11 protein-coding genes are annotated in these 12,357 nt (G+C 66.3%); 4 read left to right on the forward strand and 7 right to left on the reverse strand.

What is annotated here, in order from left to right:
• Positions 1–53: 53 nt before the first annotated feature.
• Together G6N33_RS10245 and G6N33_RS10250 are read left to right on the forward strand one after the other, a co-directional pair.
• Entirely contained in the window at positions 54–1,199 is a 1,146-nt protein-coding gene (locus G6N33_RS10245; RefSeq protein ID WP_044509433.1) for an acyl-CoA dehydrogenase family protein, read from the forward strand.
• A 122-nt stretch (positions 1,200–1,321) separates the two neighbouring features.
• Positions 1,322–1,789 carry a CD225/dispanin family protein gene (locus G6N33_RS10250; RefSeq protein WP_044509432.1) on the forward strand — a complete coding sequence of 156 codons (468 nt, stop codon included), beginning with the start codon at positions 1,322–1,324 and terminating at the stop codon, positions 1,787–1,789.
• Here G6N33_RS10250 and G6N33_RS10255 read toward each other — a convergent pair.
• The 7 genes from G6N33_RS10255 to G6N33_RS10285 form a co-directional block, all read right to left on the reverse strand.
• A complete protein-coding gene (locus G6N33_RS10255) occupies positions 1,783–2,751 on the reverse strand; it encodes an enoyl-CoA hydratase/isomerase family protein (RefSeq protein ID WP_044509431.1) in 969 nt (322 codons plus the stop codon). The two genes, G6N33_RS10250 and G6N33_RS10255, sit on opposite strands and share 7 nt — an antisense overlap.
• A 3-nt stretch (positions 2,752–2,754) precedes the next feature.
• Positions 2,755–4,284 (reverse strand): fatty-acid--CoA ligase FadD4, encoded by a 1,530-nt coding sequence (fadD4, locus tag G6N33_RS10260; protein ID WP_044509430.1) that lies wholly within the window; start codon positions 4,282–4,284, stop codon positions 2,755–2,757.
• Between the two features lie 56 nt (positions 4,285–4,340).
• The gene (locus G6N33_RS10265) at positions 4,341–5,255 is read right to left on the reverse strand and encodes an alpha/beta fold hydrolase (protein WP_155945924.1); all 915 of its coding nucleotides are present in this window, start codon (positions 5,253–5,255) and stop codon (positions 4,341–4,343) included.
• A gap of 232 nt (positions 5,256–5,487) precedes the next feature.
• The gene (locus G6N33_RS10270; RefSeq protein ID WP_044509429.1) at positions 5,488–5,787 is read right to left on the reverse strand and encodes a hypothetical protein; all 300 of its coding nucleotides are present in this window, start codon (positions 5,785–5,787) and stop codon (positions 5,488–5,490) included.
• Positions 5,788–5,947: 160 nt separating this feature from the next.
• Entirely contained in the window at positions 5,948–7,774 is a 1,827-nt protein-coding gene (locus G6N33_RS10275; RefSeq protein ID WP_044509428.1) for a phosphoenolpyruvate carboxykinase (GTP), read from the reverse strand.
• Positions 7,775–7,950: 176 nt separating this feature from the next.
• Positions 7,951–9,495 (reverse strand): hypothetical protein, encoded by a 1,545-nt coding sequence (locus G6N33_RS10280; RefSeq protein ID WP_044512716.1) that lies wholly within the window; start codon positions 9,493–9,495, stop codon positions 7,951–7,953.
• Entirely contained in the window at positions 9,492–10,499 is a 1,008-nt protein-coding gene (locus G6N33_RS10285) for a P-loop NTPase family protein (protein WP_101528403.1), read from the reverse strand. The genes G6N33_RS10280 and G6N33_RS10285 overlap by 4 nt, the downstream gene beginning before the upstream one ends.
• 255 nt (positions 10,500–10,754) lie before the next feature.
• On the opposite strand from G6N33_RS10285, the gene trmB reads away from it, so the two are divergent.
• Positions 10,755–11,567 carry a tRNA (guanosine(46)-N7)-methyltransferase TrmB gene (gene trmB / locus G6N33_RS10290; protein ID WP_101528412.1) on the forward strand — a complete coding sequence of 271 codons (813 nt, stop codon included), beginning with the start codon at positions 10,755–10,757 and terminating at the stop codon, positions 11,565–11,567.
• Positions 11,568–11,569: 2 nt separating this feature from the next.
• Positions 11,570–12,295 carry a PIN domain-containing protein gene (locus G6N33_RS10295; RefSeq protein ID WP_044509426.1) on the forward strand — a complete coding sequence of 242 codons (726 nt, stop codon included), beginning with the start codon at positions 11,570–11,572 and terminating at the stop codon, positions 12,293–12,295.
• Positions 12,296–12,357 lie beyond the last annotated feature (62 nt).

A 12,357-nucleotide genomic window follows, 5' to 3' on the forward strand; every position in this document is an offset into this window, starting at 1 on the left:
GTCGAAGCGGGTCGAAGCGCGGCGCCAGCGTCAACGCAGGAGGGTGATCGAAGGTGAACGACGAAGAAGACATGCTGGTCGCCACGGTGCGGGCGTTCATCGACCGCGAGGTCAAACCGACGGTCCGCGAGGTCGAGCACGCCAACACCTATCCCGAGGCGTGGATTGAACAGATGAAGCGGATCGGCATCTACGGCCTGGCCATCCCGGAGGAATACGGCGGCTCCCCGGTGTCAATGCCGGGGTACGTACGCGTCACCCAGGAGCTGGCCCGCGGCTGGATGAGCCTGGCCGGCGCCATGGGTGGGCACACCGTGGTCGCCAAGTTGCTCACGCTGTTTGGCACCGAGCAGCAAAAGCGTGCCTACCTGCCACGGATGGCCACCGGGGAAGTGCGCGCCACGATGGCGCTGACCGAGCCGGGCGGCGGGTCCGACCTACAGAACATGTCGACCACCGCGCTGCCCGACGGCTCCGGCGCACTGGTGATCAACGGCGCCAAGACCTGGATCAGCAATGCGCGTCACGCCGGACTGATTGCGCTGCTGTGCAAGACCGACCCGAACGCCATGCCGCGGCACAAGGGAATCTCGGTCGTGCTCGTCGAACAGGGCCCGGGACTGACGATCTCGCGGGATCTGCCCAAGCTGGGTTACAAGGGCGTCGAATCCTGCGAACTGTCGTTCGACAACTATGTCGCACCCACCTCGGCCGTCCTGGGCGACCGGATGGGCAGCGGTTTTTCACAAATGATGAAGGGCCTCGAGACGGGCCGCATCCAAGTGGCCGCGCGGGCCCTGGGCGTAGCGACCGCCGCCCTGGAGGACGCGTTGGCCTATGCGCAGCAACGGGAAAGCTTCGGCCAGCCGATCTGGAAGCACCAGGCCGTCGGCAACTACCTCGCTGACATGGCCACCAAACTCACCGCTGCCCGCCAGCTCACCCGTTATGCCGCCGAACGCTACGACAGCGGCGAACGTTGTGACATGGAGGCCGGCATGGCCAAACTGTTCGCCTCCGAAGTCGCAATGGAAATCGCCCTGAACGCGGTGCGCATCCACGGCGGATACGGATACTCCACCGAATACGACGTCGAGCGCTACTTCCGCGACGCCCCGCTGATGATCGTCGGCGAAGGCACGAATGAGATCCAGCGCAATGTGATTGCCGGGCAGTTGGTTGCCCGTGGCGGCATCTGAGCAAACGACGTTTCGGCACTCGACCACCTCCGGGTGCGCTATATTTGCCTGACTTGCGCACCAGCTGAGCGGCGCGGGAGTGACCTGTTCGGACCGCAGGAACCGCCAGGAAGGTAGCTGCCATGAGTTATCCCCCAGGGCCGTACGAAGGTTCACCGGAGTGGCAGGGCCAACCACCACCACCGGACTGGCAAGGCCAACCGCAGCAACCGGAATGGCCGGGGCAGCCGCAGGCCGCCTGGCCCCAACCGCCGCAGCCGGGCCCGTGGCCGGGACAGCAGCCGACGGGCTGGCCGGGCCAGCAGGAGCCGGATAATTATCTCGTCTGGGCGATTCTGTGCACGGTGCTGTGCTGCCTTCCGTTCGGCATTGTCTCGCTTGTCTACTCGAACAAGGTGTCCGGATTATGGGCACAAGGCCGGGTGGCCGAAGCGCAGGACGCGTCGAACAACGCCAAGAAGTGGGCGATCATCGGAGCGATCGCCGGCGCCGTGGCATACGCGATCATCGCAATCTTGTACATCGTGATCGCCGTGGTGGCGGTGTCAAGCATTCCGTCGACCACCCCCACCACGTTCGGGGGTTACTGAGCGATCCGTTGCGTGCCAACGCCAATCGCGTCCACCAAGCCCCAGTCCAGCGCGGTATTGGCACCGATGGTGCGGCCGGACAGCACCAGATAGGCGGTACGCCAGCGACCGATCCGGCGTGTGACGCTGACGGTACCGCCCGCGCCCGGGATCAACCCCAAGCTCAATTCGGGCAATCCGAACACTGAATCTTCCCGCGCCTCAATCCATCCGCAGAACGCGGCCATCTCGAGCCCGCTGCCCAGCACGCGGCCGTGGACTTCGGCTCGACACGACCGGCCGAGCCGGGCGGTGAGCGCATCGAGCACCAGGGCAGGACTGTGCCGGGTGCGGGCCAAGTGCGCGCTCGCCGGGTCGGCGAAGCTGCCGAATTCGGCGAGATCGCCGCCGCTGCAGAACGATGGGCCGTTGCCACTCAATACAATTGCGGTCACCGACGGGTCCAGCTGCGCGACGGTCAACGCCTCGAGCAGCGCGGCCCGCGCATCGGTAGAAAAGGCGTTGTGCCGGTGCGGCCGGTTGAACCGAATCCGTAGGGTGTCGCCGTCGCGCTCCGCGAGCACGGGGTCCGCGATCTCGGGCATCGCGGCCTGGCCGCGTTCGGCGAGCCAACGCGCGAACTCCGGCCCGGCCTGCAAGGTCGAGTAGGCAAGCGATTCGGTCACCACCCCGGCCAGTGTCGCGGCGTCGGATGGCACGGCGCGCAGCACGTCGTCACAGACGCTGCTGGCGTGCGGCCATCGTTCGCATCGAGTGCGCAGCTCGCTCAGCGCGGCGGGCACCGACTCGACGGTGACTACTCGGCGGTCGGCGCAGTCGTCCTCGCTCAGCGTGAAAGTTACTGCATCCAACCATGGTTGGTTTCGAGCGAGTTCACCGGCAGAGCCCACGCCGACGACCACGCCCGGCAACAAGGCGGAGCCGGCCTCCGGCGCGTTCGACAGGTCGACCACCCGCAGCATCGGTCACACCGAATACTTCTCGATCAGGGCGTTCTTGTAGAGCTTGCCGGTGTCGGTGCGGGGTAGCTGCGGTTCAAAAGCGATCGAGCGCGGACATTTGAAGTGCGCCAGCCGCTCTCGCAGCCAGGCCATCAGCTCGTTACCGAACTCTTCGGTGGCGCCAGCGGGGTCCACCGTCTGAACGACCGCCACCACCCGCTGCCCCATCTCGTCATCGGGCACGCCGAACACCGCGGCGTCCAACACTTTTGGATGCGTCACCAAAAGATTCTCGGCTTCCTGCGGGTAAATGTTGACACCACCGGAGATGATCATGTGGTGGCGGCGGTCGGTGAGGTAGAGGTATCCCTCCTCGTCGAGGTATCCGATGTCGCCGACCGTGGCCCATCCCTGTTTGGACCGCGACGACGCGGTTTTCGTTGGATCGTTGAGGTATTCGAACGACTGTCCGCCTTCGAAGTAGATCTCCCCAGCCTGACCGGGTGCCAGCTCGTCGCCGTTCTCGTCGAGAATGTGCACGGCGCCGGCCATCGGTTTACCCACCGACCCGGGATGGGCCAGCCAATCCTCGGCGGTGATCAACGTCGAACCGTGCGCTTCGGAGGAGGCGTAATACTCGTCGATGATCGGCCCCCACCAATCCATCATCTGTTTTTTGATCTCGACCGGACACGGGGCCGCAGCGTGCATCACCCGTTTGAGGCTGGACAGATCGTACGAATCACGCACTTTTTGAGGGAGTTTCAGCATCCGGACGAACATCGCCGGAACGAACTGGCCGTGGGTGACCCGGTGCCGCTGGATCGCGTCCAAGGTGCCTTCGGCATCGAACTTCTCCATGACGACCGTGGTGATGCCGCCGGCCTGGATCGTCATCGACCACACTGACGGCGCGGTGTGATACAGCGGTGCCGGGCTCAGATATACCGCGTCGGGGTCTAACCAGAAACTGACCAGGGCGGACATCATGCCCGGCGCGTCTTCCGGTGGCACGTGCGGCAGTTGACGTTTGATGCCCTTGGGCCGGCCGGTGGTGCCCGACGAATACTGCAACAGGTCACCCTCGATTTCGTCGTCGATCGGGGTATCTGGTTGATTCGCAACGCATTCCGGGTAGCGCTCCCAGCCCGGCAGGTCGCCTTCCGAAACAGGACCAGCGATCAGCAGCAGCCCGGGCAGACCGTTGGGCAAGTGCTCGGCCAGGCCGGCGAGAGCGTCGCGCAGCGCCGCCGAGCCGACGATCGCCTTGGCGTTGCTGTTGTCGATGATGTAGGCCGCCTCGGCCGCGGTGAGGTGGGTGTTGATCGGCACGTAGTACAGGCCGCTGCGCCGCGCCGCCCACATCACGGCGTGGATGTGCTCGTTGTTCTCCATCAGGATCGCGACGCTGTCGCCTTCACGCAGGCCGGCTTGCCGAAACCGGTGCGCCAGCCGATTAGCCCGCGCCTCGAGGTCGTCGAAGGTGACGACCGTCCCGGACGGATAGAGGATGACCGCCGGTTTGTCGGCGCCGAGGTAGGGGCGGATCTGCATGCGAAGACTGTACCGCCGCCGAATTTGACGGGTGTCAACTGGCCGGTCGAGAGGGCTCAGCGCAGAAATTCCAGCACGGCCGCAAGGAACGCCTCCGGTGATTCCAGATGCGGCACGTGCCCGGTGTCGGGCACCCCCACGAAACGGGCGGCGGACATCCTGGCAGCGAATCCCTGGGCCAGCGCGGCGATATTCCCTTTGGTCGCTCGGTCGTTGGGCGCGGTGTACTTCGCGCCCACATAGGTCCGGTCGGATAAGCCGCAGACGAACAGGGTGCGGGTGGGTAACGACGCGACGAATTCGACGGCAGGCTGGTTGAGCAGCATGTCGGTGGCCGCCGCCGAGCTCTGCACCCAGCGCTCGAATTCGGGCGAACGTCCGATGGCCGTCCGCACCGCCACGAACGGGTCGATGAGTTGCGGATCCTTGTGTACGAAGTAATGCGCGATGTACTGCCTGATCTCATCGACGGTTGAAGACCGTTCGTCGTTGGCCCAAACGTCATGGCCCACCTGACGGGTCAGGCCGTGTCGGTAGTCCTCGAGTCCCATCGGGTTCTCCAGCACTAGCGCGGCCACCCGCTCGGGCAACGCCCGGGCCATCTGCATGGCCACCAGTCCGCCCGTCGAATGACCAACGACAACAACAGAATTCAGCTTGAGCGCATCCAGCAGCGAACGCAGATGTGCCACCAGCGATTCCGCGGTCAACGTCGAGGGCTTGGTGGACTTACCCCAGCCGACCAGGTCGGGAGCGATGGTCCGGTAACCCTGGTGGCGCAGCGCCGCGATGACGCCCTTCCAGTACGCACCGAAGAAGTTCTTCCCGTGCAGCAACAGCACGGTGCCCCGTGACTGCCCGTTCTCCGGCGCAATATCCATGTACGCCAACCGCGCCCGCTGTTCCCACTCCGGAGCCTGGCGATCGATCCATGCCGCCTGCGCGACGTGGGTGACGTCGAGATATTGCACCGGGTGCGGATAGGGATAACCCTCCAAGCCGATACCGAGAGTGTCACCCGAAGGCCAGGCAATCGCCGGTTCGGGCTCGCGTGAACCCGCCGCTGTGCTGTGACAGCTAGATGCAAGCAACCCTGCCGCGGCTACGCCCAGTGCACGACGCCGATCAACGATCACGATTCGATGATCGGCACCGCCGCGCCGGCGTGCAACTAGCGCTGGTCGGCGCCCTCCGAAGGACGAATCAGCCGTGCGGGGCCTCGGAAATCTTGCTATCCGGCTTGCCCACCGTCTGGCAGTAGGTCTGCGCCGACAGCCGCGTCGCGGAGATTTCGATGTTGCTCGGGTCGGCGCCGCTCTTGTCCTTCAGCATTTTGCTGACTTCGTCGTTTTGCTTCTTCTCGTCCTGGGTGGTGAAGTCTTTGCACTTGGTGTCGCCGCCGGTGTTGATCACTTTCGACGGAGAGCAGCCCGTGAACAGGAGGCCCGCTGCCGCAGCCGTTATCGCCAGCGCAGCGGATGTCTTGGACTTCACAGACTTCATCGTCGGCCTCCCAGCATCGGTGTGTTGCTATCTAATACACCGATGCATGCGGTTCCAAACACGGAGTCGGACTCCGACGCGGCATGTTTGCCAACGGCGTAGCACCGCCAAAAAATCGGCGCCGGCGTGTGCTGCACGCCGGCGCCGATCGAATGTTTACCTAGCTCGCTTCGGAGAGCCGCTGCTTGAGAGCCTCGAACTCGTCGCGGACGCCGGTCGGCAGCTTGTCGCCGACAAAGGCGAACCACTCCTCGATCAGCGGCAGTTCCTCCCGCCACTCGGCGGGGTTGACCGCCAACGCCTTGTTCACCACGTCGCCGTCGATGTCCAGGCCGTCCAAGTCCAGGTCCTCGGCGCTCGGCACGATTCCGATCGGGGTGTCCTGGCCGCCGGCCTTGTGCTCGATGCGGTCGACGATCCACTTCAACACCCGGCTGTTCTCGCCGAAGCCGGGCCACAAGAAGCCGCCCTCCTCGTCGCGACGGAACCAGTTGACGAAGAACACCTTTGGCAGTTTGGACTCGTCAGAGTTCTTGCCCAGGTCGATCCAGTGCTGGAAGTAGTCACCGACGTGGTAGCCCAGGAACGGCAACATGGCCATCGGGTCGCGCCGCACGGTGCCGACCTTGCCCTCGGCGGCCGCGGTCTGCTCGCTGCCCATGGTTGCGCCCATGAAGACACCGTGCTGCCAGTCGCGTGCCTGCGTCACCAGCGGCACAGTGGTCTTGCGGCGGGCACCGAACAAGATGCCCGAAATCGGCACGCCCTGCGGATCATCCCACTCGGGCGCCAGGATGGGGCACTGCGACATCGGGGTGCAGTAGCGCGAGTTGGGGTGCGCGGCCTTCTCCCCGCTGTCGGGCGTCCAATCGCGACCCTTCCAATCGATGAGGTGCTGTGGGTCGCCTTCCAGGCCTTCCCACCACACGTCGCCGTCGTCGGTCAGTGCCACGTTGGTGAAGACGGTGTTGCCCGCCTCCATGGTGCGCATCGCGTTCGGGTTGGACTTCCAGTTGGTGCCCGGCGCCACGCCGAAGAACCCGAACTCGGGGTTGACCGCGTAGAGCCGGCCGTCCTTGCCGAATCGCATCCAGGCGATGTCGTCACCGAGAGTCTCGGCGCGCCAACCCGGGACGGTCGGCTGCAGCATCGCGAGATTGGTCTTGCCGCATGCCGACGGGAACGCCGCGGCGAAGTAGTAGGCCTTGTTCTCCGGGGAGATCAGCTTGAGGATCAGCATGTGCTCGGCCAGCCAGCCCTCGTCATGGGCCATCGCCGAGGCGATCCGCAGCGAGTAACACTTCTTGCCCAGCAGCGCGTTGCCGCCGTAGCCCGAGCCGTAGCTCCAGATTTCGCGGGTCTCCGGGAAGTGGGTGATGTATTTGGTGTCGTTGCACGGCCAGGGGACGTCTTCCTGACCCTCGTCCAGCGGTGCGCCGACCGAGTGCAGCGCCTTGACGAAGAATCCGTCGTCACCCATCTTCTTCAGCGCCGCCGTGCCCATCCGGGTCATTACCTTCATCGACAGGACGACGTACTCGGAGTCGGTGATCTCGACCCCCAACTTGGGGTCGGCGGCGCCTAACGGACCCATGCAGAAGGGCACCACCCACATGGTGCGGCCGCGCATGCAGCCGCGGTACAGCTCGGTCATGGTGGCCCGCATCTCGGCAGGGTCCATCCAGTTGTTGGTCGGTCCCGCATCGATCTCACGCTCGGAGCAGATGAAGGTGCGGGACTCCACCCGCGCCACGTCCGACGGGTCCGACAGCGCCAGGTAAGAGTTGGGCCGCTTTTCCTGGTTCAGCTTCTTCAACGTGCCGGCCTCGACCAGGTGGGCGGCCAACCGGTTGAACTCCTCGTCGGAGCCGTCGGCGAACACAACCCGATCAGGCTGGGTCAGCTCGGCGACCTCCTGTACCCACGTCAGCAGCCCCCGATGATTGGTGGGTGCTGTGTCCAGACCGGGAATGGTCGCTGAGGTCATCGAACTCTCCTGAATTCGTCTCCGTTAGGTGCGGGCAGATGGGGAATGCGTATGCAGTCGCCCACACAGATATTGACAGGGTGGCGTTAGATACAGGTTATCGTGATCCCCTTGCTGGGGAAGGCCTGGGCGGGTATAAGCCTTCTCACAACAACGATTCAGAACCGCGAGAATGGTCAGGGATTGCCGTCATAAATGCTCCTCGAAGCCGATCTGGCGATTTCGAGCCCCTCGACGTCGTCGGCGGGGTCGTCGCACTGGGGGATACCCGCTTCTCCGAGTTCTGCACGCACCGCGTCCAGCGCGGCCTGAATCGTCGGCATCTCCCGGTCCCGCGCCGCCGCGGCCCGCGCCGCCGCGATGGCATGCTCACGCAGTTCGGTGTCGATTGCGCCGACCCGCTCCGCCACCTGGGCATTCTCGATCTCTTCTTGGGCCAGCAGCCCGGTAGTCAGCAGCGACTCGGCGGCCAGCACGCGGGTCGCGACCAATTCCTCGACCACCGAGCGCAGCGACGACGTCAGGTCCCCCGCCCAGCGGTCGAGTAAGGCCCGGTCATGCAGCAGGGCGCGCAGGTTAACCACCAGGAAGGTGACGGCCAGCCCTACGGCCACGCACGCGATGCCGCCGACGACCTCCACCGCGGAGTTGAGCCGCTGCGCCACCCCGGCCACCAGCCGCCCGAGCGCGACGGCGACGCCCACCCCGAAACCGGCGCCCAGCAGCAGCATCAGCCAGGTCTCCTGCCGGCGCGATTTCAACGGCGGCGACGCCACGTTGACTGACGGCAGATCCGTGGACAGTGCGGCGGGCGGCGGCAACTCCACCGGCACGTCCACGCCAGCGGCTAGGTCGACGAGGTGCGCGGTGGTGTGTTCGGCGACCTCGGTGACCACCTCGGCGGCGCGGGCGCGCGCCCGCGCCTCGAACCCGGCCATGCCCCGACGGGGCAGCCGCGCGGCCTCCTCCTGCAGTTCCCCGCGCATCGCGGAGCATCGGTTGAGCCCGTGGTGCGACAACTGCACCTTGGCCTGTTGGATCTGACTGCGCAGCGTAATTGTCCGCGCGGATTTCGCTTGCCGTCGCTCCCGCACCGCGGTGCTGCGCTCTTCACGCAGCGCGTCGACCCGGGCTCGCCGCCCGGCGCCGTCCGCGTCGCGGTCGAACCGCCGCGCGACCGTTTGCAGCCGCGATTCCCAGGCCCGCAGCCGGTTTCGTCGCTCCACATCGGAGGCGCCGAGTTGCGCGGCGACCGTACCGACCAGCTCGTCCACCTGTTGGTCACCCAGCTCAGGCACGGCGGCGACGCCGACCCACGGCACTTGGGCGTATCGCGGCGCGTGTGCGGCCAGGGCCCGACGGTTGGCGGTGAGGATCTCGGACCAGCCGCGGTGCACGTCGATCTTGGACACCACAGGTATCACCACGTCGGTGTGCTCGGCCGCCGCCGCTAGCAGGGCACAGTCCGAGTCGGTGAGCTGGGCGGCCGCGGACACGACGAACACCACCGCCTTCGGCGCCTCCCCGGGCCGCAGATCCGCTGATTCGACGAAGGTGTGCTCCGGCAGTCGCTCGTGAAGCACGGTGGCCACCCCCGTCACCCCCGCCATCCAGGGCCCGGTCACCAGCACCACGTCGCGCCGAATGATTACGGGTGCGTCCAGCTCGGGACCGATCGCCGCGACCAGCTCGTCCACCTCAGCCACCGTATTGCCGCTCACCGGGCCTCCCCGCTGTGCGCCGACCGCCGCAGCGAGCCGCGGGTGATGTCCGCGGCGCACGCGCGGCGCAGCCGGGAGCTTTCGTCCCGCCCCGTCGGCTCCGTCGGCGCCGTCGGCTCGAATGCCTGGGCCGCCTCGACCGCCGCCGCCATCCTCGCGATCACCGCGTCGTCGCAGGACAGAAAATCGAAGATGCGCTGCCCGATGCCGGTGTGCTCGACGGCCAGCGCCTCGAGTTCCGCGACGGCCTCGAGCACCCGCCGGTAACACAGTTCGGCCGCCCGGGCCGACAGCGCCGCGACGACCGAGTCCACGCCGCTCACCCGGCGCAGCAGCGACCGGACCTGAGCCGGGGTGCCGGCCCGGCGCACGGCCGCGATGCTCAGCGCCGTGCCAAACATGTCCAAATTGTCCAGTAAGCGATACCGCGCGTCGGTCGGCACCGTGTTGTCGGCCGCCATGAACCCGGCGAATGAGCCGTCTAGGCCCGTCGCGGCGTCGGAGCAGGCGGCCAGAGTCTGCAGCGCCGCCCACGACGTGTTGTCGTTCAGTGCCTCGAAAGCGGCAACGGCCAGCAACGCAATCATCGGGTGGACGGGCGCGCCGGCAAGCTCGGCGAGACGCGCACAGCGATCTCGGGCGGCGGCAACCGGCCCGCGACCGTCGCTCCCGGACAACGAGCCGACCAAATCGGCCTTGTTTAAGACGGCCAACACCGGCTGCCCAGCGGCGGCGATGGCATCGGCGTCCTCGGGTTTGACCACCTCAGCCAGGACATGAACGAGCAGGTCGGCATCGACCGGCGAGGCTGTCACCGTGATTCCGCGCGCGGCATGCGTCAGGGCGCGGGTCACAGTGCCACGGCCTGCCCCCGATCGGCCGACAACCGCCACCCGCACCGGCGTGGCAGCCCTGGCGGCGATCGCGGTCACCCGCGGGTCGGCGCACTCGGCGGCAAACCGCCCCAGCTCGTCGACGAAAGGCTGGTTGCCCCTTATTTTCATGTCCTTGCCTATTCGATGCCTGTTCGATGCCCTATTCGCTGCCTATTCGACCCGGTCGGCCGGCCCTGTGCGTCGGGTGTTGCGTTCCGCCGCACAGCCGGGTCGCCGGCGGCGCCGGTCTATTTGCCGGACCCCATGACCCCCACCGAATAGTGGCACTTGCGTCATCTTGTTGCGAGCCACTGTTTATCTGTTACCAGTTGAAAGCAACTGTTGGGTATCAATCTGGACCAGGCGCGGCTACATCGGGCGTTCATGGGCCACGATGGACAAATGCATGCGCAACCCGGCGTCGGGACCTGTTCCCATGCACCGGTGGAGGTGGGATCCGGCCTGGACACTGATGACGCCGCGACGCCGGAGCCGTCCACTTCGGGCATCCCAGAACGCGGCTACCTGCCCACCACGAGCTTCCGTTCGCGGCGTGCCAATCTGTCCGACGCCCAGCGGGAGACCTGGGATCGGTTGTGGCCGACCTTGGGACTGTCCGACATCCCCCGCGGATTCGCCGCACTGGATACCGCCGCCTGGTTCGGCCGACATGCCCCGCTGGTGCTCGAGATCGGATGCGGAAGCGGCACGTCGACGCTGGCGATGGCGCAGGACGAACCCGACGTCGACGTCATCGCGGTGGAGGTCTACAAGCGGGGCCTGGCCCAGCTCTTGTCCGCGATCGATCGCGCGCAGGTGGGCAATATCCGGTTGATCCGCGGCAACGGTGTCGACGTGCTGCAGCATCTGATCGCGCCGGCGTCGCTGACTGGGGTCCGGCTGTATTTCCCCGACCCCTGGCCGAAGGCGCGCCACCACAAGCGCCGTTTCCTGCAGCCGGGGACGGCGCGGCTGATCGCCGATCGCTTGGTCCCCGGCGGCATCCTGCACGCCGCGACTGACCATCCGGGCTACGCCGAACACATGGCCGAGGTCGGCGACGCCGAACCCCTGCTATGTCGCGTCGAGCCCGGCACCGAGCTGCCGATCTCGATCGCCCGCCCGACGACCAAGTACGAGATGAAAGCCCAAGAAGTGGGTAGCTCTGTCTCAGAATTCATTTGGAAAAGACGATGAGTATGAGCCTGGCAGAAGAAGCGACCACCGCCGCAGCGGCCGCCGCGTCGCCGGCGGCGCCGCCAGTCGACGACGTGGTCAACTTCGACGCGTCGCCGCGGCGCGTGCTGCTGGTCTGGGATGCCCCCAACCTCGACATGGGCCTGGGCTCGATCTTGGGCCGCCGTCCCACCGCGCTGGAGCGGCCGCGTTTCGACGCGCTCGGTCGCTGGTTGCTGGCGCGCACCGCGGAGGTCAGCGCCAGCCGACCGGGCATGGTCGTCGAGCCGGAGGCCACCGTGTTCACCAATATCGCCCCGGGCAGCGCCGACGTCGTTCGACCGTGGGTGGACGCGTTGCGTAACGTGGGCTTCGCGGTCTTCGCCAAGCCGAAGATCGACGAGGACAGCGATGTCGACCGGGACATGCTCGAGCACATCGAGCTACGCCGTCGGGAAGGCCTCGCGGCGCTGGTGGTGGCCTCCGCCGACGGGCAGGCCTTCCGTCAACCGCTAGAAGAAATCGCACGCACCGGGGTCGGTGGCAGCACCCCCGTCCAAGTGATCGGATTTCGCGAACACGCAAGTTGGGCGCTAGCGTCGGATACCTTGGACTTCGTTGACCTGGAAGACATCGAAGGCGTTTTCCGGGAACCGTTGCCGCGGATCGGCCTAGATTCGCTGCCCGAGCAGGGAGCGTGGCTGCAGCCGTTCCGGCCGCTGTCCGCGTTACTGACCGCGCGTGTGTGACACTGGCTTGAAAAACCGAAAGACGCCGCGCGGGTCGCTGATAGTGATCCAGTAAGGAGCTT

The sequence above is a fragment of the Mycobacterium simiae genome (assembly GCF_010727605.1).
Classification (GTDB): Bacteria; Actinomycetota; Actinomycetes; order Mycobacteriales; family Mycobacteriaceae; genus Mycobacterium; species Mycobacterium simiae.